Origin of the sequence: Methanosarcina horonobensis HB-1 = JCM 15518, from assembly GCF_000970285.1 — an archaeon.
In the GTDB taxonomy this organism is placed as follows: domain Archaea; phylum Halobacteriota; class Methanosarcinia; order Methanosarcinales; family Methanosarcinaceae; genus Methanosarcina; species Methanosarcina horonobensis.
In genome coordinates this window covers 1,943,990-1,968,718 of sequence record NZ_CP009516.1, presented here as the reverse complement: position 1 = coordinate 1,968,718, position 24,729 = coordinate 1,943,990, and the positions used below count along the sequence as shown (strand labels likewise).

The following is a 24,729-nucleotide window of genomic DNA, read 5'->3' as shown; positions in this document are numbered from 1 at the left end:
GAAGATTACAAAATACAGTAGAATAAAGGTGTTTTTGCAAAATCAACATAAAAAGTATATAACAGACAAATGATTTATCTTCTTAATAATAGGGGTAAATTTGAATAAAAAGAGTTTGAAACAATTATGAATAAATGTGTTAGTTTAGTTGAGGATAATGAAAATATTTAACGTTGGCTATAAATCCTCCAATTATTATCTGATTGATGCTGATCAATACTGTTTGGCAATTGATATCGGATGGCCTGGAACAATAAACGATTACGGCAGGCAACTACGCCCTGCAGGAAAAAGGGTGCAGGAAATAAATTATCTAATTGTTACCCACTTCCACGTTGATCATGCAGGTTTAGTTCAAGAACTCAAAGATAAAGGTGTTAAGTTTATTTTATTTGATATGCAAATCCAAAGTATAGCTCAAATGGAAGCTGTGATACAAAAGAAAATGAGTTATAAGCCGATCAATTTGGAGGATAACATTATAATAACTCTATCAGAGTCCAGAAAGGTTCTGCAGAGCATAGGCCTGTCAGGAGAAGTTATTCATACACCAGGACATTCCGGCGATAGCATTTCTGTCTTTCTTGACTCAGGAGATGCCTTTATAGGTGACCTCCGGCCGGAAAATCAAATAATGGAAGATGATATTGTATCAAAAAACAGCTGGCTTAAGCTTAAAGAACTTGGAGCCAAACGTGTAAATCCCGGGCATGGCCACTCTTTTGAGGTGTAAACATTTGTCTTTTACTTAAAGGAAGTTAGCTGACATTATTTTTTACTGAGCTCGTCCCAATACTCATAATTTCTCCTCCAAATTATGGGTCGTGTCAGTGAGTTATTGATCAATTCCGAAAAAGTGAGCATATCTCCCATGTTTAAGAAAAACGTAGAGATTCTTATGTTTACTGTTTTTCAATAACTCGCACCCGTTACCCGAGTACCAACAATATTAATATATTATCTCCTTTAATATATTATCTCCTTCTGCCCATAATAAATTTCCCGCCATCCCTCGTCTTTTTACTATCTGAACTCTTTTAGAATTAATATCTAATGCTTTGCTTATATAGAAATGATACTATATAGTGTACTGCAGTAAGCCAAACTGCGTGGAAGAAAATTACTGGTATGGGTGTGCTAAAAAATGAGGGCGGTAACAATAAAACTATATAATGATGCAGAAGAACTCTCTAAAGCTGGAATAATTGTTCCTGAAGATGTCCCTATAAGTGATAACGATTTTGAATTGGATATTTTAATGTTTGCAGAGATATACGAACTTGTTCAGGTTGACCGTAATGGAGATGACATTACACTCCACTATCTGGATAGTGGGGTCCCAAGGAGTGAGATATCCTGATTACAAGCTGGTTGAATTATCCAGCACCGTTATTTTTCATTCCTTATCTTCCTGAAAAATAATAACTGAAAAACTATCTAAAAAATTTCATTCACTGGATAAGGCAGCCTGGAAAGAGCTCAAGCAGAATTATGGAGCGAGTAAAAGCAGTGACATGCTGTTCTTACCTCTGGATATGCGTATCCGGAAAAGATTATGTAGGCGAAGAAATAGGGCTTTTTAGGAGAATTAAAGAATTTTAGGAGAATTAGAGAAAGAGCAGGAAAAATTCTGTAGAATTTAAGGAATCTTTTTTAAGAGTTAGGGGTTATCGGGAACTTGTCAAATCGCATGATTTGTGTAGCTGCCCAAAACAATTGCATACATCCTCTTTGGTACTCGATCCTGTATTTAGTACATTTCCAACCTGTTTATTCTCGATTGATCTTTCTAATATAGGTTAAGAAAACATTTACTTATTTTATTTTTATATTAAGTATCTTTTTCTCTTATCCCAAAAACCACTTCCCGCCAGATTCCCGGTCTTGAAATAACCATAGATATATATCAGGGTTATTCAAAATAGCCAGTTGTGACCTCTGGAGAAACTGTGCGGGCGGAAATCCTTGTATCCGGCAGGGTACAGGGCGTTGGTTTTCGAAGGTTTGCAAGAAATGCTGCCGAGCGCTTTGGAGTGGACTGCAACCCCATAAACCTCAGGAACGGGAGGGTTTTTATTCTCGCTGAAGGCAGGCGGGAAGCTCTTGAACTCCTGATAAACGAGCTTCGAAGAGGGCCGACTTTTGCCCACGTAGAAGATGTTGATGTTACCTTTAAAGAAGCCCTGGGAAATGTATATGATCTTTCCTGAGATGAAAGTGATCTTTTTGAGGCTCACGATTCTGTGAACTTTGCGGCATTTTTGAATCCTTAGAACCTGTTGTTTTTGCCCTCTTTTATCGGCTGCTTTCTAAGGCAGATGTCATGTTTTTCAGAATGCTCTGCATGTTCGGGAATTTTCCCGTCCTCAGGTTTTCCTGCGGGTTCGCGTTCATAGGGCTCGGCTTTCACAAGGACATAGGTATAGGGCCCGAAGGCTTTTTTCAGGTTGTGTTCTACATGAATGGAAATACGGTTTGCTTCTCCGATGTCTAGGGCACTGTCAACTTTGATGCGGATATCCACTGCAATATTATTTCCTATTCTCCGTGTCTTGAGGTTTGAAAGAGCTTTTACTCCTTCGGTATTCTGGATAATCTGCCTGATCTTGCCCTCGGTTTCCTCATCAAGTGATGCTTCTATGAGTTCGTTTATGCTGCTACGGAATATCTTCAGGGCGACTTTAAGGATGATGAAACTCAGAAAAACCGCCATAAGAGGGTCTAGCACAACCCATTTTCCTCCCAGGAAGATTGCAGCCCCGATCCCAATCATGGTGCAAAGAGAAGAAAAAGCATCAGAGCGGTGGTGCCAGGCATTCGCGGTCAGGGCCATGCTGTTGATCTTTCGGGACTCAAGGATTGTATAGTGGTACATGAGCTCTTTTAAGATTACGGAAAGCAGAGCTGCATACAGGGCAATAAGAGCAGGCTGCTCAAGGTTTTCTCCTTCCACGAACAGCAGAATTTTCCGGAGTCCGTAAAATAAAATCTGCCCGGCTACAATTAAAAGCATGAGCCCGACAAGGCTTGCACTCAGAGTTTCAATTTTTCCGTGCCCGTAGTTATGACTTTTGTCTACCGGTTTTTTTGCGACCTTGAAGCCAAAGATCACCACAATGTCGGTCAGAAAATCCGAAAGGGAATGGACAGCATCTGCGACCATTGCCGCACTGCTCCCAAGAATTCCTGCAAATAACTTGAAAAGAGTTAGCCCGAGATTCACAAGGAGCCCGACGCCTGTAACCTGGACAGCCTTCTCAAATCTTTCTTCATATTCCATTTTTGGTCACTTCCGCTGAAGGGAATCAATTTTTCGGGCTTTTTTTCCATCTCTGCGGTTCTGCAGGTCTTTATATTAGAACCATAAAGTGATGTACACAGCCGGGTTGTACTGCAGCTGAGTCAGGAACTTATCTTCAATGGCCACTCCAGGAAGCCAGGGATATTCAGCATTTTAAGGCCAATCAGTATCAGGCAACTTCAGATTGGCTCAATAGTATTTGCTCTATAACATTCGCTAAATGATTTTCGCTCAATGGGGACATAATATATATGTCTCTACAAGCTATATTAAATATAAAGCTCATCCCAAAACCAATTTTATTTTCATATCAATAAGAGTTTCATAATTGTGTTCATTGTCAGAGGGGGGAGTGGTTATTCCAAACTCGAGATTAAGGGAGGAAATTTAGAGTTTTGGGATAGGCTCATATCTTATATAACAAAAATGTAAAATTTATGTTATATATTTTAACCACTTTGATCGCTTTACTATTTCTTCAACTTTACCATTTGTAAAAAACGAAAGCATTAACTGAACAGGAACTTTTATTCGGAAATCTTAACAGGGAATCCAGGAATCTTAACCGAAAGACAGATGTTTCCGTTTTTCAGAACAGTTTTTTAAGGTTTGAGGCTTTTTAAGAGATATGAAGTTTTTTAATGGTCTTAAGTGGTTCTTCAGTATTTTTTTAGAATTTTCATGATGATAAAAAATCCTGCAAGGTTTATTGCTCCTATCAGGAAATATCCTATCAGGTGATTTGAGTTCCTGCCAAAAATTGAATTTCCTTCTTCTGAAATACCCGCAAAGTTTATTCCTGCTTTTGATTCCGTCGACGAGTACGCGCTTTTCCCTTCCCCGGTTCCTTTTTTGCCGAAATCGATCACGGAGTCAGTTTTAAGAAAAACCTCTTTTTCCTTTTCTGCAAGGCCCTTTCCGGAATCAAGCACAGCCCTGATCGTATATGATTTCTCCGGCTCAAGTCCGTAGAAAACGAACTGGTTATCGCTTCCTGAAGATTCGAGAACTTTTCCATCTTTCCTGATTTCTACAGTTCCTTTTTCCGGGAGTATGACTTCAAGGTTTACGTGCCCTGTAAGCAGGATCTGTTCTCCTTCGGCAAACCTGGGCCTGTCCGGGATATCAAGGATTCCAAGCAGAGTCGGAGCAAAGTCCTCCTGTCCGAACTCTCCTTCGATAACCCCGATTTCAACATCCTGCGCAGATACGATGAGTGGAACCAGTTGCGCTTCGTCCGAAACGGAGTATTTTTCGGACTGGTGACCTCCCTTGGAACCCTCTGCCGGAAAAGCCATCCCGTGGTCTGCGGTCAGGACAAAGGCAAGGTTGTTTTTTTCGCACAGGTTGTAGAGAGGCAGAAGTTCGGAGTCAAGGCTTTCAATGCAGTCTATGTACCCATAATTGTCTCTGTAATGCCCACTCATGTCGACTGCCCCCACGTTGACGGTCAGCAGGTACTTCTGTTCTGGACTGTTTTTTGCCATGTACTCCACAACAGCGCAGGCGGTTTCAATACCCCACCTGTTATACCCGTTATACCTGTCCCTTGTCTCTTTAGAAGTAACATATCCGGGAGCCCTGTCAGCTCTGCCCTGCATTAACTGCAAAAGCCCGGATGGTACGGAAAGATCCTGAGAATGTTCATACTGGTCAAGTACTATTTCCATATTCTTTATGGAGTTGTTTTCATCTCTCAGGACAGCATCCTGCTCTGCACAGATTGACCAGGAATCTCCTTTTTCCATTACTGCGATGCAGAGATATCCCCTGCTATGTAAGATATCGAAAATGTTTGCGTCTTTAAAACTGACAAATTCACTGTCTGCACCCCGGTTTCCGGTAACAAGAACCGAGTGCCCTCCTTCGGTAAAGGTCTGAGGAGCACGAAATTCGAGAATCCTGGCACTATTTTTTCCTATCTCAGGAATATTCTCAAGCCTTGCTTTTTCAAGCGTTGCGCCGTCAAGTGCATGCGGCGTAAGTTCAGAATAGATAAAAGGCGAGCTTAAGCCGTCTATGATCAGCACGACTGCACCATCAGGTGTATTGACAGGACTTACATCTACTTCGGTAAGTGCGCAGGCCGGAAATGAAAAAGCCGCAGAGAAGATTAGCAGTGCAATTGTAAGTAAATAAAGAATTGAGAATGGTTTGAGATTTCGGGTTCCAACTAACATCGTAAATTATTTTACACATATCAGCTATAAAGAATTTACCTTTTCTAAGAATCCTGCTGGCAAAGTTCCCTGCTTCAAAGGCTATTGTTTTATCGGTTTTGTGAGATATGGAGGGAGGTATACATGGATCTGCAATGGAATGTTTAAATCTAAACTTCTTACTTCAGACACGGATTTCAGGTTACCTTTTTAAAGGTTCATTTTTTAGGTTTATTATACTGGAAAAGTAAATGTATAATATTTGCCGCACATATCAGTAATATTCCGAAAAATCCTGAAAAATCTATATCATAATCCAAAAAACAGGAAGAATTCACATGAAGATGAACCCACGCTGTACTTACTGCCTTCTTTCCCGAGTGCATTTTCAATCAAAGCTTTCTACTGACGACGAGGATCTGATAAGCAAGACGCTACATGAATGCCTTGGAGTGATGAACAAACATTACAGCCCTGAGGCAGTATCAGCAAGCGTGGCCACAAAGATCCATAGAAAATGCTATGAAGTCCTGGAAGACAGTGACCCGTATGCAGTTACTAAAAAGCTAATCAACCAGGCCGCATTGAAAGTTCTGCCTGTAGCAAAAGAAAAGATTTACGAAAATTCTCCTGATGACCGGGAACTCTTCAGGCGGGCAGTGCTGGCATCGGTTGTTGCCAATTACTTTGATTTCGGGATTATGGGGTTTGATGCCAGCGAGGATAAATTTGAAGCTGCTTTTCTGAAATTTTTCGAGCAGGGGCTTGATGTAGATGACACTCCGAAAATGCTTTGTCTCCTTCAGGATGTTGTCTATATTGCTGACAACTGCGGAGAGATTCTTTTTGATATGATTGTTTTTGACGTGATTAAAAAGCTCGGCGGGAAGATTACCCTGGTTGTGCGCGGAGCCCCTATCCTTACAGACGTGACTATGGAAGAAGTAACAGAGTTCGAAATAGATAAAAAGGTCGACAGGGTGATGACTACGGGTTCAAATGCTGTGGGTATCCTCGTAGAAGAAGCTCCTGCCGAACTTCTCAAAGCCATGAAGGATGCGACTTTGATAATCAGTAAGGGCATGGCAAACTACGAAACCCTCTCAGAGCACAACTTCGGACCTATTGCTTATATGCTTCTTACAAAATGCGAGTGTGTGGCTGAAGATCTCGGGCTTGAGCAGGGCCTGTCGGTTGCAAAACTGATGAACTATCCGTGAACTGATTACCTGTTCCCTTTGTAGGTGAGTAGGAATACCCCTCATTCTGAGATGGAGGAGGGAGAGTCCATCGGTAAAAACAGCTTTTTCTGGTAACATTACTTTTTCTGATGACCAAAGGGTTTTAAACCTATTCTGTTCAATTTATTTGTATATAAATAATTTTAGAGTGAAAGGGAGTATTTATTATGAATAAAAGTGAAATCCTGAGAAAAGCAAGTTTTGAAGAGATAAAAGGAATCAAGGTACTGCGTCTTAAAGGCAAGCCTTATGAAATGGGTTATCAACATGGTTATCTGCTGGCAGACAAAACCGACCTGATGATTAACAGGACACTTTTAGCTACTGCTGCTTATGTTGCTGCACAGACCGGCTCGGACCTCGATAAAGCGGAGAAAACCTTGTGGATGGGGCAAAAGGCAGCTGAACCTTTTTTACCACAGGAGTTCAAAGAAGAAATGAGAGGAATTGCTGATGGTGTGAAGGATGCCGGAATAGAAGTAACCCTTGAGCAGATTTTGCTCTGGAATACCAACTATGACCAGTGGTGCATTTACTGCCATCCTGATTACTGGCAGGGTGATAACCAGAATGACAACCAGATAACTAATAAAATTGAAAACAGTGAAGGTTCACAACAGAATGTAATTACATTAGCTGGGGGAGGTTGCAGCAGTTTTTGTGCCTGGGGAGAATGGGCTGGAGGTGATGGAAAACTGATCTTCGGAAAAAATGAAGACAATTTCAATATGCCGAAACAGTTGGCTAACAGAATACTGGTCGTAGCCAGTCCAGATGATGGAATAGGGCATGCTTTCTTAACGTATCCGGGAATGATCGGACTTGACGGAGGTATAAATGCGGATGGCTTCGCGATGATGACCCAGCTAAACTCCATGCAATATGAAAGCATGAAAGGCTGCGGAATTGCAATATTTACTCGTTTGTTGTTGACCCATGCACGGACAGTGGAAGATGCGATAAGGATTTTCCAGAATTATCCTCGCTGCGCCGGGATTGCTTACCATGTAGCTGATGCCAAGGCTAAAAAAGCAGTAGTAGTAGAAACTTCTTCCAGGAATGTATGTTGCCGTTACCCAATGCCGGGTGTTGAAGCCCTGTGGCAGACAAATCATTCCAATTGCTATCCGGGCTGGATGGGCTACTCCGGTTACAATATGGTAGCTGACCAGGTCCCGGTAAACCAGCTCAAGGACATTTCCACAATAGAAAACTGGCAGAACAGCCTTAAAGAGCCTTATAACTTCTATGTCCAGGCACCCAGCCGTTTTGAGCGTTATCAAGAGCTGATTCACGAGTACTATGGAAATATCACTGTTGAGAATGCAATTAAAATCTTGAGCGACTGCTATGATCCTTATACCCGTCTGACACGTGACAAATTTTTTCCATCCTGGACAAACAATATCCTCTGTACAATTTGCGCATTATATCCTGATTTCTCCTACGAAGCAAAAGAACCTGTGGGTCCGTTTAAAGCGCATATCGCAAACATGTGGAGTCTGGTTGCTTATCCTGAAACCGGAGACTTCTGGCTTGCAATTAACGACTTTCCTGCACAATACGGAGGGTACGTACACTTAAATTTAAAAGAACTGTTGCGTCTAGAAAATAGTGCCGGTTATCAGTGTAAAAATGGACAAAATTTTGAGATCGAACATTGAATTGCTTTCATCTTTTGGTCAATCAGGGGGTATCAAATTATCAAGCGGGCAATATATTAGAAGGGACTCGGGGGTTAGAAATATTCTCAATGCCCCTTTCACTATGTCTGAAAATAAACAAAAAAACATCTTTATATTGGATGATGACAAACGATTAATGCTCAAGTAAGGAGAGATACGAGATGTGTGAACTCAATATAATTATGCTCAGTGGAGAAAACCGTGAAAAGGTTATGGACTCCGTAGCAAAGATTCAGGTTGAAGGAGATTCAATCCAGCTTACCGGAATCCTGGGAGACAGAATGACAGTTGAAGGCTCGATCAAGGAAGTCAATTTCTCACGTGGGGAAGCTATTATTTTATCAAAGTGATTTACTTTTTTATTTTACCGATCATATCCCAACCCATGCAGATTACTTGTGGTACTGATTTTTCTTTTTTTTGAAGTAGTTGTTTTTTATCTTGTTGCCAGGCCGGCTTTAGACCCGGCGTGGTATAGTTGATACGGTAAACTCCAATTTTCTCGGACTGCAGCTCGTAAATATTCTGGTAAACCAGCTGGATGATGAGATTAAAGTTAAACGGGGTAAAGGTACTGAATTTGCTATCTGGATTAAATGTTACAGAACAAGTATAAGGTCTCAAGCTAGATCCTAAGGTCTCAAGCTAGATCCTTTAATCAGCCTCTTTTACAACAGAGTATTGTTTATTTTTTCCAGATTTTATTTCTTTCCAAATTTTCAAGTTATAAGTCATTAATTTAAAAGTTCAGGAGATTTATCTTCCGGAAAGAAGCCTTGAAGTTCCAGACATCCTTAGCTTCTCTTCTACTTTCATCAACATTGATATATTTCCGAGAAAAGCATTTATGTGTTTTTAATCTATAACCTGACTGTGATCTAAGGCATATACCCAAGTATAAGTAAAATATTTGAGATATATATCAAGCTGATTCCAAAACTCAAAATTGGTCTACAAATTTCAAATTTTCAATAAATGACCGAGTTTCCGATTAAGAAATCTGTTCTAATATTTTTAAATGTGAGAAATAAAACTGGTTTTGGGATAGATTCATCAATCAACTTTAATATCTTAGATTGTAAATAAGGCAGTTTGCAATGTCTCTTTAAATATACCTTTAATGTATACGTACATTATAAATCTATTAAACACTTTTAATTTATATCTGGACTCTGGATTGATAATCTGCTGCCCGGAAAATCGCAAATGATGAAAGAAACCATATTTTCAGCATCTAAGGCTATTGATTTAAACCATAAATTAAGCTATAATTTTAAATATCCTGAATAAGTAGAAGAGAATTAAAAAGGACAGGATAATAAATGGTCAAAGCAAAGATTGCAGTAAACGGTTACGGAACGATAGGGAAAAGAGTTGCAGACGCCGTACAGGCTCAGGATGACATGGAAATCATAGGGATTTCCAAAACGAAGCCCAATTATGAAGCTGCAGTAGCACACCAGAAAGGGTATGACATATATGCCCCTGCTTCAAGTGCCGGAGCCTTTGAGAAAGCAGGCATGCCGATAGCCGGAACCATTGAAGAAATGGTAGAAAAAGCTGATCTGGTAGTTGACTGTACACCTGGAGGAGTTGGGGAAGAAAACAAGCCGATGTATGAAAGAGCCGGAGTAAAAGCAATCTGGCAGGGCGGTGAAGAACACGAGCTTGCAGGTTTCTCCTTTAATGCTGTGAGCAACTATGAAGGAGCTCTCGGGCGTGACCTGGTGAGGGTAGTTTCCTGTAACACAACAGGGCTTTGCAGGGTCATTTACCCTATTGATAAGGAGTTGGGGGTAAATAAGGTAAGGGTAACCCTTGCAAGAAGGGCTGTGGATCCCAATGATATTAAGAAAGGACCCATTAATGCAATCGTGCCTGATCCGATAAAACTCCCGTCTCACCACGGGCCTGACGTAAAGAGTGTACTGCCTAACATCAGTATCACAACTGCAGCCATGAAAATTCCGACGACCCTCATGCACCTGCACACCGTAAATATGGAGGTCAACACTGACTGTACTGCTGAGGACGTCAAAAAGATTTTCGGTTCCCAGTCAAGAATCCGTTTCGTGGGACAGGGCATCGGTTCAACAGCCGAGATTATAGAATTTGCAAGGGATATGGGTCGCCCGAGAAACGACATGTGGGAAAACTGCATCTGGCCTGAGTCCATTACCGTGCACGAAAGAGAGTTTTATTTCTTCCAGGCAATCCACCAGGAATCCATCGTGGTTCCGGAAAATGTGGATGCTATCCGTGCAATGATGGAGCTTGAGAGCGACGGTGCAAAATCAATCCAGAAAACAAACAAAGCCCTCGGGTTCTGAGTATCTTCCGAGGCTCATTTCCAGGACTTCGGGCACTCTGTCATCTCCAGACGAGCTGCCTGAGTCCCGATACTTGAAGCTCTGTTCGGAGCTCGAATTCCGGGCTCCGGAAACCAGAACCCTGAGACAGGAGGATCCGACCCTTATATGACTTCAGATTCAGATTTTTTGAAACTGTGTCGGGAAGCTTTTAAGGCTGCAGACGATGCGACCTCCGAGCTTGTTGGCACTGATTCATCAAGAAGCTTCGTACGCATGGGAGCTGACGGGACACCGACCAGCAGTATAGACCAGGCAGCAGAAGATGCCATAGTCGAGGTGCTTAAAGCCAATGGCAGGCCCATGAGGATACTCAGTGAGGAGCTTGGAGAACTCGTTATCGGAAATTCTCCTGAGTTTTCTGTTGTACTTGATCCGCTTGACGGGACATATAACGCCTCTGCAGGAATTCCTTTTTACAGCATTTCAATAGCGTTTGCTTCTCATGACCTCTCAGACCTGAGGTTCGGGTACGTAAGCAACCTTGCACTAAAAGAGGAATATTATGCAGAAGCCGGAAAGGGAGCATACCTTAATGGGAAAAGAATCAAACCCTCTCTGAATTCGGACCTGAAGAATCTCTGTGTCAGTGTGTACGGCTACAGGCAGAATGTTGAAAGGACTCGAAAAATTTACAGCAATGTCCGGCGCGTGAGGCTATTCGGGAGTGTGGCGCTTGAACTGTGTTATGTAGCTTCAGGCAGGCTTGATGCTTTTGTAGACGTCAGAAAAGCTCTGCGTGTAACCGATGTGGCAGCAGGTCAACTTATCCTTGAAGAAGCCGGAGGACGTGTTACGGATGGACATGGAAATATCCTGAGACTTCCTGATAATGTTACTGCCAGGGTGGAGATGGTCGCGTCCAATGGACAAGTACACAAAAAAATTTTAAATCTACTCTCAGGGGGATAATTTGGCTATAAAAAAGATAGGGCTTGCCTCACGCTGCGACAGGCCCGAAGTCCTTGAAATGGTAAGGAATATTCTTTCCAGCTTCAGCTCAAAGGTCCAGATTTTCGTCTCAACCGCCACAGCTGAAGTCCTGGGCATTGAGGGGACTCCGGTAGAAAGGATGAGAGACGAAGGAGTAGAGCTCATTATAAGTGTGGGAGGCGACGGGACAGTTCTGCGGAATATTGCCAAAATGAAAGACCCTCTCCCTGTACTGGGAATTAACATGGGTACTCTTGGGTTTCTTGTAGATGTGGAACCTGAAGATGCGATTGAGACTATAGAAGAAGTCCTCTATGGGTTCTCATATCTAGAAAGGATGCGTGTGGATGTCTTTCTTAATGGGGAAATGATTGAAACAGCCACCAATGAGATTGCTATAATGTCTGCAAAACCTGCGAAGATTATCCAGTTCGAGGTTCATGTCAACGACTGTCTTCTTGACAAAATGCGTGCAGACGGTGTGGTTTTTGCAACCCCTACAGGCTCTACTGCCTATGCGATGAGCGCAGGGGGTCCTATCATAAATCCAAGGGTAAATGCGATTGTTGTGGTTCCTGTTGCTCCTTTCAAACTCTCTTCAAGACCCTGGGTAATTCCTTCGGATAGCGAAATTACAGTAAAACTATCAGATATCAAAAAAGAAGCTGTAGTTGCAATTGACGGACAGAAGTCTTACAGGATCAGGCCTGATGATATTGTCAAACTAAAGAAATCAAAGTATCCTGCACGTTTTGTCCGGATTTCGGATATGTGCTTTTATGAGAGGGTTCAGCGGAAACTTTCCTGAAAAGTTCTTCTCTGACTTTATTAACTTTCTTCTTTAACTTTACTTATTTTATTAATCTCCTTTTTATTATAATGGAGCTTTGTCCCTAATCTCTTAAGGCTTTTTTATTAGATACAGGATGTTATTTTCTATATTTTTGGAAAGCTGAGTTAAGGCTCAATTATATAATGATCGGATGTCCTGAAGCGAGTTTCTTTATCAAAAAATATAGTAATACTGCCTCGGAAACTCTTTTCCTCCAAGGAAAACATTTATACATATGTAGGTAAAGCTAATGCTAATCTTGCTAAACATAAGACTTTTTGACTTTTAATGGCGTTTCAGCCTCATAATTTCTTACTCGAGCCTTTGAGTTATTTTCAGGGCAGTCTACACAAATATCATTAAAAATAATTAAAATTCCTCAAATGAGAAAAATCACGGGAAACAGTAACTATGTCAGAGAGCGAGCAGTACTCCAGAAACACACTGATGGACTTCATCGAATATCGCCCCCTTGATATCGAAATCTGTGACGTGACCCTGCGCGATGGGGAACAGACTCCTGGCGTTGTGTTCACGAAAGAACAGAAGCTGGCAGTAGCCAGCGAGCTTGATTCCATGGGTATTGAGGTTATAGAAGCCGGATTTCCGGTAGTTTCCGCATACGAAAAAGAAATCGTAAAGGAAATTGCAAACCAGGGCTTTAATTCAAGGATCTGCTGTCTCTCAAGAGCAGTAAAGGGGGATGTAGACGCTGCCCTTGAATGTGACGTTGATATTGTCAGCATTTTCATCGCAATGTCCGACATGCATCTCAAATACAAGTACCACAGGTCTTTTGAGGATATGCTCGGTTGCGCCAAAGAAGCCATCGAATATGCAACTGATCACGGTTTAAAAGTACGTTTTGCAGCCGAAGATGCAAGCCGCACTCCGATTGACCGTCTTAAGCAGGCTTTCAAGGAAGTTGAAAACGAGTACAAAGTGCAGTACGTAAGCCTTGCAGATACAGTGGGCATACTGAACCCTGCCACAACTCACTATCTTGTAAGCGAGATCTTCAAGTCCGTAAACACATCTATCTGCATTCACTGCCATGATGACCTTGGCATGGCTACAGCCAACACCCTTGCAGCCGCCGAAGCCGGGGCAAAACAACTTCATACGACAGTTAACGCCATCGGGGAGAGGGCAGGAAATGCCTCTTTAGAAGAAGTTCTGGTTGCCCTCAGGGTGCAATACGGAATAGACCGTTACGACACTACCCGACTGACAGCTCTCTCCAGAATGATCTCGGAATACTCAGGCATTACTCCTTCGGTAAACAAAGCCGTTGTCGGACAGAATGCCTTCACGCACGAGTCCGGAATCCATGTCGCTGCAATCCTGGAAGAGCCGCGCACTTACGAATTGTTCCTCCCTGAAATGGTCGGCGGAAAGCGCAACCTTGTTGTCGGAAAGCACACAGGCACAAAAGCCCTGAAAGGCATAATCAACAGCATCGGCTTCTGCCTTGAGCGGGAAGAACTCTGTGCCCTGATCGAAAAAGTCAAGGTCTGCACCGAAGAGAAACATAAAAGCATCTCCCGGGAGCAGCTTGAAAAGTTAATTACTCAGGTAAGACAGGAACAAGAGACCTCAGGCAGTAGAGAAGAGAAGTTTTCTATATAAAAACCTGATTTCTTTTATATAGTCATCTCTTCTTTTTTCCTGATTTAAAACCTTTTTTAGTTATCTTTCTATCTTTCAGTCATTTTTCTCATCTGGTCTTTTTATCTGGCAGGCGGAAGCTTTTTGACTTGTGATTTGGGCAGAAGATTTTCTGGTAAATAAACATGCAGCTGCAAACAGAGTAACTGTGCAACCCATATGCAGGGAAGGAGTAGCTGGACTCCTCTTCGATACCGTTTCGTTTAGAGTCCAGTGCCTGATGTCCTCAACAGTATTCCCCTCTATCGCAAAACATTCCTGGGTCCCGTTTTGTTCAAAGTGGAAAATCCAGATTTCTCCATTTCTTCCAGAAGAAATGTCTATATCTTTCAGTCCTCCAAGATTTATCCCCGCTTCGGCAGCATTTTGCTCGGCCAGTTCAAGTGCCCGGGCTTTTGAGCGGACAGGGCCTGAGATAAGTAACTCCGGCTGTTCAAATTTCACATATTCATATGCTCCTGTCGTATATTCGATCCCCCTGCCAAAACCCCAACTTCCGTTGCTTAAACTTATTTTCACTTCATAGGGGCCGTTTAATTCATTCTCACGAATTTTGCCTCCTTCAAAATTGAGGATAACCGTACTGGTTTTTCCATTCAGATAGGTAGAATTTTTTGCGAAGTTAAGCATACGAAACTCATGGGCTATTGAGTCTTTACTCTCGTGAAAACCCAGGTCTACACGCAGATCTCCCGTGAAAAAATAAGTAGAAGGCATATTACTTTGAGCGTTAAATTTAACCACCAGATAGTCATACAGTCCATCCCCATCCATATCTAGCCCGTAATCGGAAATTGGCCCAACGAATTGCACGGGATTTTGAGGATTTTCTGTCTCTTCAGGATCTTCGTCTGCCATGGCAGGATTTATCGATGCAAAAAGTACTATCAGTAAAAGATTAATCTGAAAGAATATCAATCCTTTCTTCTCAATCAAGGGGTACCTTCCCGGACTCATATTACACGCCCCGGTTCTAAACCGATTCCAGTTCAAAATCAACTTAAAAATAAAAGTTAAAATTTAAGATTGAAAGATAATAAATTTAAAAAATGTTTTTCAGGGCTTTAAGCTCTGTATCTCGAAACCCATTCAGGCCTTTCAGGCGGATTTGCCTCAAGCATCTCCCTCCATTTTTCATCTGTCAGGCGTTCTTCCATAGGCTGTTTGAATTCATAATAGCTCATAACCGGCCCTGCAGCCAGGAAAACCCTGCCGTCAGGAACCTTGTAAGCCACAATTGCCATGTCCACATATCCTGTCCCTTCCTCAAGCACAAGTTTATTATTTGGTTCGGTGTGGACATCTGCAACAAGGGTGGTTTTCGTGGACTCTTCGTCGAGACCCCCGGTTATTTCGAGAGTTTCTCCAAAGCTGAAGATGAAAAATTTGTCTTCTTCTGTCAATTCTTTGTTTTCAAGTTCTTTTTTGGAAATCTCAATAAACTTTTTAAGGAAAAATTCGAGTCTCTCAAACTCTCCTCTTGTATTTTCGTCAAGTGCGTCCAGTTCTTCGAGTCCGCTTTCAGTCATTCTGGTAAGGGCCAGCAGTCTGTTATAAAACTCGGGTACAGGCTCCACATATCCCACGGGTTTGTCTCCAAACACAGGAAGTCCCTCATCTATCCCATAGCTTTGCTTAGCATAGAGAATTGTATCGTGTCTGAGTTCGGTCCAGGAAGCCAGAGAAGTGCTCAATTCCTTGTCCTGCCAGGCTTCGGTTTGCATGAAGGTTGGGTAACCTGCACCATAATCTTTTAAGAGAGGCTGGAGGGAATAGAGCCAGGACCAGTAAAGGTTCCTGTTCCAGTCGGCTGCACTGAAGTTCGAGAACTCCGAATCCAGTTCTCCGTATCTGAGACTGTAATTTTTATAGCTCGAATCGTTCAGTTCGTCAAGCCAGTAAACAGCCCTCTCCGATCCCAGGAGAGCCATCGCATCAAGCCCTCGCGGGAAACCCCTGTTGTTTCCGTATTCGGAATCTATATAGGTAAAAGGCATCTGTTCCTGATTTCCCGTATACTCTTTAGTATAGGGGCCGGTGAGCCTGAAGAAGATGTAAGAGTCCGGGATAAAACGCTGCCCCATGAACCTGAAACCTTTCGTATCCTCAAGGAGTTCATCAGCCTGCTCGGCTATTATTACAGGCTCGTGAGTTCCGCTTCCTGTGCCTCCATAGATCTCCGGGCTCTTGTATCCGGCAAGTTCAATTTTTAGCTCTTCCATTGTCGTTGCGTTAAAGTTCCTTGATTCATTTCCGAATACTGACTCCATTGCTTCCATATATTCGTAAGGTCCGATGTCATCTGAGACACCGACATAAAAAGCCGTAATCACATAGATCCTGTCCCATTTCTGAAGAAGATCCGGATTGTCTTCAAGCCGGGAGGTAATCAGGCTTGCCTGAATGGTCTGGATGCGGGCTTCCTTTTCCGGATCGTCTGCCTGGATTAATTTTCCCTTAAGTAGCATACTCATTCTGCCGTGCCACATAAAAGCTTTGAAGTAATTCTTCAGGATTTCCGAGTGAGTGTAATGCCCTCTGGGCACATACTGAGAATAGTCTTCCCTATAACTGAAGATTGGAGAAGTCTCAAAGCCTTCATGTGCTTCAATAAGAGCTAGCTCGGCTTCGACATTATCTTTTACAAACGCAGGTGTTTCAAACTGATACTTTTCCTCTGCCACAGGCTCAAAGTATGTTCCTGCTTCCGGATCATAAGGGTCTTTAATTTCCTTGATTTGCTCCTCTTTGGGTTGGAGCAGACTCAGCGCAACTGTAAAGTAGGCTGCGTTTCTTCTTGCTGCTTCCTTTTCTTCCCCTGAAGCTCTATTATATTCTTCGACCGAGGCATCAAGCATAGCTTTATCCAATTCCCATAAAAGGTCGTACAACTCTTTTTGCTCGACCCGACTCATGCTGTCATCAAACTGGACATGGTAAAGGTGGAGAAGTGTATCCGAAGTTATGAAAATCAGCTGTCCTTCGTTTCCAAGCCTATTATACATAGCAGTTATATCTTCTTCCTTTGGGTTGTAAGGGTTGGAAATTACCACAAATCCGTTTTCTTTCAGCTTTTCCAGAGCTGTATCATCTGTCAAAAATTTTTGAGAAAACTCACCGTAATTTGAAATATCTGATTCCTGCAGGGGCAGGTCGTACTGGGGAGCTTTCAGCTCTATATCAAGAGCTTCAAGCCTGTAGTTCCCCACAAGAGCCGGATTTCCTGCCTCAAAACCGGAAAGATTTACTGCTTCGATTTTCAGATGACCAGTTGAAGAGCTTCTATTACTGTCAACTTCTTCTATTGCTTCAGTACCGTTCTCCCTGCTTAATCCGGAACTTTGCTCAAGGCATCCTCCTGCAAGGGAGACTATAAGGATTAAAAGAACTAAATAGGTTATAACTAGTCTGGTCTCGTATTTCATTCTCTCAACTCGGTTACTTTGGGTCAGTTACGGGTTCGAGCTTTGTTCGCTCAGAGAGGTGGGGGTTTCTGAATTCTCAGTCTACAAGTTCAGATTATCCTGTTTTGCAACCGAAAACCTGTATTGGAGTCAAACTTTTCCAAAAATTAGCTTTTTAATATGCTTGTCTAATCAAATATTTCAAACTATCCAAAACTCTGTTAAGCTGAATTCAGATAAAAAATGCGTTAAACAAAAAGCTGAAAGAAATAAAAAATAGAAAAAATATAGCAAATAATAGAATTAAAACAATAGAATTAAAACAATAGAGTTAAAACAATAGAGTTAAAACAATAGAGTTAAAGTAATAGGATTAAATAAATACACTGGTCAAATGTCAAAATTAACCTTTAATACCTCACATTGAGGCATATTTTTAAATTGTACACCCTCGGGTGTTCCTATTACTTCCAGACTATCAAATTCATTTGAACCGCACAGTACGTCCTGATTCGGATGCGTACCAGGTGTAATATTACAGTTTAGAACGGTCTTTTTACCGGCCGACACTACGATTGGAAGCCTTGGTGATGCAGGATGGTTTTTTGGAAGAACTATTAACGGTGACCTGATCTCCCGGATCATGAAAAGAACGCATTTAAGCCCTTTTTCAGTTTTTTCATCCACAGAAAACGCAGAAGCAACAATCAGGTCATGAGGTTCCAGTCCGAGTACGATCTCTTCATTTTCAGTTTCCAGAAAGAACTGTCCATCCGAACCTGCTTTCACAATAGCCACTACTCCTGCCCTGCCGCGCAGGAGAAGCATTTCATTTTCCTTCAGCGAAATATCTTTGGAGGAGGTCGATTTTTCCATGTTAAAAATAAATACCTAAAAAACTCAGCTGGTTATCATGCTTCTGCTACATTGCTGGACTGGCAGGAAGGACACTTCACGTTCTTGCCAATACCTTTGAATTTGTTTCCACAGTCTTTGCATACATAATGTTTTACCGGCAATTTTCCTTCCATATCGATATCAAACGAGTCTCCAACACTACACATTATTATTACCTCCATAGTTTTATCAGGGGGCTTTCTATAATAATATAACCCACATATTATTACTCATACTTCTCTAATTAATACCTTTCCATATCTGCTTCCGTAAGTTTCAGGTTGCAGTAAACAAATTCAGGCGAGTCCTTCCATGGGCTTTCTTACGCTCTCCAGAAACTTTTCAGGTTATATCTGTCTTTTTTATTTCAAAAAATTTAAAAATTAAGAAATGTATGAGGAGGACCACTCCGGTCTTTCCGGCGGGTTTTCCTTCAGCATTTCCCTCCATTTTTCATCTGTCAGGCGTTCTTCCATGGGCTGCTTGAACTCGTAATAACTCATCACAGGTCCGGCACCAAGAAGTATTCTGCCATCCGGAAGCTTGTATGCAACTACGAGCATGTCCACGTATCCGACTCCCTCTTCGAGAACGACTTCCGTGTTTCCATCGGTATGAACATCAGCCACGACAGTGGTTTTTCTGGCTTTCTCATCAACATCGGTTATGACACCTTCAAGCTGGTCTCCGAAATTCTTGATGAATTCATAATCTTCTTCTGTCAGTTCTTCATTTTCAAGTTCCTTTTCAGAAATTGCCTGAAGCCTGGAAAGGATGCCCTCAAGCTCTGTGAGTCTCGATTTTGAACCGGAGTCAAGTACATCCATTTCGTCCAGGCCATGGTTTGTCATCTTCGTTAAGGCAAGCAGCCTGGCGTAAAAGTCGGGTACTGGCTCAACATATCCCACAACCGGTTTTTCTTCAGGCGGCATAGGCATGGATGTTTCAGTTATAGTATAGCTCTGTTTAGCGTAGAGAATAGTATCGTGTCTGAGTTCTGTCCATGAGGCCAGAGAAGTGCTCAATTCCTTATCCTGCCAGGCATCGGTCTGCATAAAGGTCGGGTATCCTTCTCCGTAATCTTTCAGGAGAGGCTGAAGAGAATAGAGCCAGGACCAGTAAAGGTTTCTGTTCCAGTCGGCTGCACTGAAGTTCGAAAACTCCGTCTCAATATTTGCATATTGAACACTATAATTTTCGTAACTGGAATCGTTCAGCTCATCAAGCCAGAAGACAGCCCTTTCCGAGCCCAGGAGAGCCATTATATCAAGCCCACGAGGGAAGCCACGGATAGGTCTTCCTGCTCCTGAGATTACAAAAGTGAAAGGCTCTTCCTTTTCTCCCTGGTATTCTCCTGTATAAGCTCCTACAAGGTTTGAGAAAACATAAGAGTCAGGGATAAAGCGCTGCCCCATGAAGCGGAAGCCCGTGGTATTTTCAAGGCATTGGTCAGCCTGCTCTGGTGTGAAGGGTGGTTGCAGAACACAATTCCCTGTTCCTCCATAGATTTTTGGGCCCTGGTATTCAGCAAGCGCTGTTTTCAATTCCTCTATCGCTGTTTCGTTAAATTCTCTTTCTCCATTGCCAAAGACCTGATCCATGACTTCCATGTATTCGTAAGGTCCGAGATCATCGAAAAAGCCCACATAAAAAGCCGTAATCCCATAGATTTTGTCCCAGTTTTCAAGAAGTGAAGGCGAGTTTTCGAGCTTTGAAGATATAAGACTTGCTTGGATTGTCTGGATGCGGGCGTCTTTTGCAGGGTCTTCGGATTTGATCAGTTCACCTTTAAGGAGCATGCTCACCCTGCCATGCCACATAAAGGCTTTGAAATAGTTTTGCAGCTTCTCGGAACGGGTGTAATGGCCTCTTGGTATGTACTGGGAATAGTCCTCCTCATACAGGAAAATAGGAGAGGAAACAAACCCTTCATGTGCTTCTATCAAAGCGAGCTCGGCTTCAACCTCTTCTTTTACATATGAAGGAACCTCAAATTGATATTTTTCTACCGAATTTACAGGGAAAAGAGCTTCATCAACAAAGCCATAGGGATCATCCGCTGCCTGTACCTGTGCGAACTTGGGCTGGAGCAGGCTCAGTGCAACTGCAAAGTAAGCTGCATTTCTCCTTGCAGCTTCCTTTTCCTCCCCTGAGGCACTATTGTATTCTTTGACCGAAGCTTCCAGAAGGGCAAGATCGGTCTCCCAGAGAGTATCGTAAAACTCGTTTTCCTCTATCTGGCGTAGGGTTTCATCAAACTGGATATGGTAAAGATGCAGCAGGGAATCCGTAGTAATAAAAACAGGAATTTCTTCTTCTTTGAGGGTCACGTACATTGAGGTTATATCCTCTTCTTCAGGGTTGTAAGGGTTTTCTATTACCACAAAACCATTCTTTCCCAGCATCTCAAGAGCTGAGGCGTCCAGAGGGATTCTGGTAGAAAAGGTTTCATAATTGGAGATTTCATCCCTTTGCAAGGGCAACTCATAAGAAGGCGCTTTTAACTCGACATCCAGGGCTTCCAGGTTATAATTTATCGGCAGGGAGGCGCTCTGGCCAAGAACCCCTGAGTAAGTTACGGCTTCTGTTTTGAGTATATTTGCGGCATAGCCGAGCGCGTCCTGCTCCGTATTCTGGTCAGAGCAGCCCGCAAAAAAGACAAAGATCAAAAGCATTAGGTAAACTGATGCTAATCTGATTCTGCGGTCCATTAATTCATACCTCATGCAAAACTAATAAAAAATAAGTCAAACTTAGAATAATTAATTTTTTCGTACGTAAAAAAGAGATCCTTCTTTCCCTATCATTCTCGAGGGCTAAGAGGATCTATCCTGAAAAGTAAGAACATGAATATTGCAGCTACAGCTCCAGAACTCAAGATAAGCGGATCTCTTGTAATATTAAGAAGCATTCCAGTAATAAGTAGCAAAAATCCTAATAACAGTATGATTTGGAATTTTCTGTTCAAATTTATTCGCCCCTTTACTTCCCGTTTTTGGTATTTGAAATTACTCTGATTATTCGTTCAAGACATTGAAATTTACCCTAATTCCCTATCATTAATTGTTCCTCTTTAGTTATTTATTTTTCCACAAAACATTTATTTCTTTGTTAAACTTCGAACCATTTTGAAGTTATTCTCTGACAAAAAGGAGGCTATTGATTACGAAAATAAAAATAAATCAGAGTTACTGGAAGTTTGAGAAAAAAACCAATAGCTAATATGAAGATAAATATTTTTCAAATTATTAAGAAAAAAGATAGCTATCCAAAAGAATGAAGTTGTCTATCTTCAGCCAGGAGCAGAATTATAATTGTTTGGAGATTATTAAAAATTCTAGGATATTCGGCTAGAGAAAGCATAATAATCCTGGTTATAGATATTGGACACGGATATGTCAAAAGAAGAGCCAACAGGCAAGCCAGTGGGGGTATTCTATAAAATCTGGATTGAATAATATTTTTTGGGCACCAAACGTTAAAATAAATTCGCATGAAAGAGCTCAATACCTCAATAAATACCTCAATATTTTCTGCACATGCCTTTTATAAAAATAACTGAGATGCCCGGAAAGGCAAGTTTTTCTTTGATAAGGTCAGAAAGTTCTGAGCCAGAAGACTGCTTTTTTACTTCATTATCCATATCAAAGAACGAAACATCAGGAACTATCGCTTCTACCACTTTCCTGAGGTCAGGAACTTTCTGCCCTCCTGTCATGGCTGCGACTTCGTTCTGGAGTACGAGAACAAGCACTTCGCAACCTTCGTTTGCAGCATTTAAGAGCCCGAGGATGCCGGAATGTGCAAGGGCAAAGTCACCGATTACAGCTATACCTTTTTTCTCAAAGCCGCAGGCAACCGAGATTGCCGAACCCAGGGCAAAGCTGATATCAACTGCAGCAAGAGGCTCAGGAGCGCTCCGGACAGAGCAGCCCATATCTCCGGCAACCCGAATATCAGTTATGCGAAGAAAATAGTAGAGCGGGAGATAGGGGCAGTCCTCGCAGATAGCAGCCCTGCCTTTTTTTCTGGATTCGATAAAACCGGAATCTGCAAGTCTTGAGACCTTTTCTTCTTCGATGTGTTCAAAGGCAAATTCGATATCTTCGGGTGTTATTTCTCCATACGGGAGATGCCCGGTCTTTTTGCCGCAAACGTTGCCAGCAATACGGATCTGCTCTTCTATGAAAGGCTCGGATTCTTCGATAACGAGTACTTTCTGATTATCTTTCAGAAAAGCCCCTATTTTTTTCATGGGAAGGGGGTTTACAAGATTGAGGACAAGGTGAGAGATTCCCTGATGTTTGCCTGATTTCTTCACTATGTCTTCGACAAGCGCAGATGCAAAACCCGAAGAGATAACTCCGATCCTTTCAGCTCCTTTGATCAGCTCGCCTTCTTTCCTTATTTCGTTAAAGTCAGTAGTTTCGACTTCTTCTTCAAGCATCGGATAAACTTTAGAGTGAAAATGCTGGTGCTTTTCCGTCATACGGAGCTTCCAGATAGAGCGGTCAAATTCGGGGTGGGGAGCTGAAGACACGGGTAGTCGCCGGATTTTTCCTTTACTTTTCTCCAGGCCTGCGGTTACCCTTAAGATGACCGGAACACGACTTTCCTCTGAAAGCTCGTAAGCCCTTCTGAGGGTTCGGTATGCAGCTTCGGGACTGCTCGGGTCAAATACTGCAACCTCGGCTATCCGGCCGTACCAGCGAGAGTCCTGCTCGTTCTGAGAGCCTTTTGCACCGGGATCGTCTCCTGCAATGATTACCAGCCCTGCTCCAATAGTGTGCGTAACCGAAGTTATAAGCGGGTCCGAAAGGAGATTCATGCCAACGTGCTTTACAAGCACAAGAGCCCTTCTACCCGAAACCGAGACTCCGAGAGCTACTTCCAGAGCTACTTTCTCATTTGTAAGCCAGCTGGCACTGTATGTTGGATCGTTTGTTTTCAAAAAAAGTTCCATCAGGGAAGTAACAGGATATCCGGGAACTCCTGTTATGAGTGCGACGTCGCTATCAAGAGCTGCAAAACAAAGAGCTTCAAATCCATTGCATACAGTTTCATATGCTGCTTCATCTTTCAAGCTGACACCATCTGGAAATTGTTAAAGTTTCAATTAGGTAATGGTACGGTTAAGGCTGATTCTGGTAAAACGTTTAGCTGGTTTTTTCCATACTCATGGGCTTTATTTCTGTCCCGGGAATGATAGATTCTTCGGGTCTTCCGAACCAGGGCAGAGAAGCAAGAGCACCTATTACCCCATTACCGCTGAGCAGAACTTCCACATTATTTTCTTCGGCGCAGCGCAGGGTGTCTTCCTTTGAGACTCTTTTAGTCCGGCAGCGGTTGCTGTAAGAATAAAGTCCTTTTGCGTAAAAATCAGATAACACTACAAGCCCTGTTTCTTTCGATGCGCTGTATTTCTCAAGAGCTTTTTTAAAAGAACTGACCAACCTTAACTTTGCGTTTTCGTCCACACAGCCGAATTCGAGGACTGTTGACATGCAGTTCTGGGTCTTTTCAGGGACCGGGAAAAGCTGGACAAGGGCATGGGAGAGGTAAACGGCTTCCTGGCAGTCGAGCTCTCTTGCGATATTGTGAGTCAGGGTCCAGGTAGCTCCTACATCCTTTGAGTCTGTATCATCTATGCCTATAAGGACACGGTCCCTGCGGGGAACTACAATAGTGCCTTTTGCACAGCGCTCTCCTCCTGATTCGGAAATCCTGTAACGTAAGACTCCGTCCGCAAATGCTCTGCAGCGGGTTGCACCAACGCCTCCGCCTCCCAGCCCTGCATATGTGATCTCCACTTCGTCCCCCTGCACGATCACGGATTCTATGCCTGCAGCTGCAACCGAGGGTTTGAGTTCGAGCTTTGAGGTTCCGGTTTTCATGAAATAACGGATCATATTTCCCGTTGAACGGGCTTTCAGGATGAGGGGAGCCTTTGCATAATGGTAAAGAGACCAGGCTGCCCCGCTGTAGCAGTTGGAGTGTTCGATAATCTCCGCATATTCATTTTTCGCGTCACAGACCGCATAAATGCCCCTGTAAGGCACGGTATAGGGATCATTAAGGTTTATTTCCTCAGTCTGTCTGTTGTCCAGTGCACAGGCGTTTATATGTTTTGTAATGCCGAAGACCTCCTTTTTACGGGGGATAGAAAGTGGGAGGATAATTGTTTGTCGAAAGCCCATTTCCTGTAGTGTAAGTATATTATTGTATCCTTGAAGATATCAG

Annotated in this window: 19 protein-coding genes; 10 read left to right on the top strand and 9 right to left on the bottom strand. The window is 42.5% G+C overall.

What is annotated here, in order from left to right; translation table 11 throughout:
* The first annotated feature begins 157 nt into the window (after nt 1–157).
* The 3 genes from MSHOH_RS08665 to MSHOH_RS08655 all read left to right on the top strand — a co-directional run bounded on the left by MSHOH_RS08665 (nt 158) and on the right by MSHOH_RS08655 (nt 2,210).
* On the top strand, nt 158–733 hold the full coding sequence (locus MSHOH_RS08665; RefSeq protein ID WP_048138954.1) for an MBL fold metallo-hydrolase: 576 nt from the start codon (nt 158–160) through the stop codon (nt 731–733).
* Nucleotides 734–1,144: 411 nt separating this feature from the next.
* Nucleotides 1,145–1,360, top strand: a complete 216-nt coding sequence (locus MSHOH_RS08660; RefSeq protein ID WP_048138952.1) for a hypothetical protein — start codon at nt 1,145–1,147, stop codon at nt 1,358–1,360.
* A 571-nt stretch (nt 1,361–1,931) separates the two neighbouring features.
* Nucleotides 1,932–2,210, top strand: coding sequence for an acylphosphatase (locus MSHOH_RS08655; RefSeq protein WP_048138950.1), 279 nt, complete (start codon nt 1,932–1,934; stop codon nt 2,208–2,210).
* A 59-nt stretch (nt 2,211–2,269) separates the two neighbouring features.
* Here MSHOH_RS08655 and MSHOH_RS08650 read toward each other — a convergent pair whose 3' ends face one another.
* Both MSHOH_RS08650 and MSHOH_RS08645 read right to left on the bottom strand, forming a co-directional pair.
* Entirely contained in the window at nt 2,270–3,280 is a 1,011-nt protein-coding gene (locus MSHOH_RS08650) for a cation diffusion facilitator family transporter (RefSeq protein WP_158024098.1), read from the bottom strand.
* Nucleotides 3,281–3,960: 680 nt separating this feature from the next.
* On the bottom strand, nt 3,961–5,481 hold the full coding sequence (locus MSHOH_RS08645; protein ID WP_048138948.1) for an alkaline phosphatase family protein: 1,521 nt from the start codon (nt 5,479–5,481) through the stop codon (nt 3,961–3,963).
* Between the two features lie 317 nt (nt 5,482–5,798).
* Here MSHOH_RS08645 and MSHOH_RS08640 point away from each other — a divergent pair, with 317 nt between their 5' ends.
* The 7 genes from MSHOH_RS08640 (at nt 5,799) to MSHOH_RS08605 (ending at nt 14,149) form a co-directional block, all read left to right on the top strand.
* A complete protein-coding gene (locus MSHOH_RS08640; RefSeq protein WP_048138947.1) occupies nt 5,799–6,680 on the top strand; it encodes a damage-control phosphatase ARMT1 family protein in 882 nt (293 codons plus the stop codon).
* A gap of 188 nt (nt 6,681–6,868) precedes the next feature.
* Complete coding sequence (locus tag MSHOH_RS08635) at nt 6,869–8,365, top strand: C45 family autoproteolytic acyltransferase/hydolase (protein ID WP_082089284.1); 1,497 nt, start codon at nt 6,869–6,871, stop codon at nt 8,363–8,365.
* A 182-nt stretch (nt 8,366–8,547) separates the two neighbouring features.
* A complete protein-coding gene (locus MSHOH_RS08630) occupies nt 8,548–8,736 on the top strand; it encodes a CooT family nickel-binding protein (RefSeq protein WP_048138945.1) in 189 nt (62 codons plus the stop codon).
* 972 nt (nt 8,737–9,708) lie between these two features.
* The gene (locus MSHOH_RS08620) at nt 9,709–10,716 is read left to right on the top strand and encodes a type II glyceraldehyde-3-phosphate dehydrogenase (RefSeq protein ID WP_048138943.1); all 1,008 of its coding nucleotides are present in this window, start codon (nt 9,709–9,711) and stop codon (nt 10,714–10,716) included.
* Between the two features lie 147 nt (nt 10,717–10,863).
* On the top strand, nt 10,864–11,667 hold the full coding sequence (locus MSHOH_RS08615) for a bifunctional fructose-bisphosphatase/inositol-phosphate phosphatase (protein WP_048138942.1): 804 nt from the start codon (nt 10,864–10,866) through the stop codon (nt 11,665–11,667).
* A gap of 1 nt (nt 11,668) precedes the next feature.
* On the top strand, nt 11,669–12,496 hold the full coding sequence (locus tag MSHOH_RS08610; protein ID WP_048138941.1) for an NAD(+)/NADH kinase: 828 nt from the start codon (nt 11,669–11,671) through the stop codon (nt 12,494–12,496).
* Between the two features lie 435 nt (nt 12,497–12,931).
* Complete coding sequence (locus MSHOH_RS08605; RefSeq protein WP_048138940.1) at nt 12,932–14,149, top strand: homocitrate synthase family protein; 1,218 nt, start codon at nt 12,932–12,934, stop codon at nt 14,147–14,149.
* Nucleotides 14,150–14,224: 75 nt separating this feature from the next.
* On the opposite strand, the gene MSHOH_RS08600 is transcribed toward MSHOH_RS08605, so the two are convergent.
* From MSHOH_RS08600 to mmp11, 7 genes are all read right to left on the bottom strand, one after another.
* Nucleotides 14,225–15,124, bottom strand: coding sequence for a hypothetical protein (locus tag MSHOH_RS08600; RefSeq protein ID WP_158024096.1), 900 nt, complete (start codon nt 15,122–15,124; stop codon nt 14,225–14,227).
* 128 nt (nt 15,125–15,252) lie between these two features.
* Nucleotides 15,253–17,613 (bottom strand): DUF3160 domain-containing protein, encoded by a 2,361-nt coding sequence (locus MSHOH_RS08595; RefSeq protein WP_048138937.1) that lies wholly within the window; start codon nt 17,611–17,613, stop codon nt 15,253–15,255.
* Between the two features lie 369 nt (nt 17,614–17,982).
* Complete coding sequence (locus tag MSHOH_RS08590) at nt 17,983–18,468, bottom strand: hypothetical protein (RefSeq protein WP_048138934.1); 486 nt, start codon at nt 18,466–18,468, stop codon at nt 17,983–17,985.
* A 35-nt stretch (nt 18,469–18,503) separates the two neighbouring features.
* Nucleotides 18,504–18,656, bottom strand: a complete 153-nt coding sequence (locus MSHOH_RS24635) for a hypothetical protein (RefSeq protein WP_204245404.1) — start codon at nt 18,654–18,656, stop codon at nt 18,504–18,506.
* 216 nt (nt 18,657–18,872) lie between these two features.
* On the bottom strand, nt 18,873–21,200 hold the full coding sequence (locus MSHOH_RS08585; protein WP_048138933.1) for a DUF3160 domain-containing protein: 2,328 nt from the start codon (nt 21,198–21,200) through the stop codon (nt 18,873–18,875).
* Nucleotides 21,201–22,012: 812 nt separating this feature from the next.
* A complete protein-coding gene (locus MSHOH_RS08580) occupies nt 22,013–23,572 on the bottom strand; it encodes a thiamine pyrophosphate-dependent enzyme (protein WP_048138931.1) in 1,560 nt (519 codons plus the stop codon).
* Between the two features lie 73 nt (nt 23,573–23,645).
* Nucleotides 23,646–24,686, bottom strand: a complete 1,041-nt coding sequence (gene mmp11, locus MSHOH_RS08575; RefSeq protein ID WP_048138930.1) for a methanogenesis marker protein 11 — start codon at nt 24,684–24,686, stop codon at nt 23,646–23,648.
* Nucleotides 24,687–24,729: the final 43 nt, after the last annotated feature.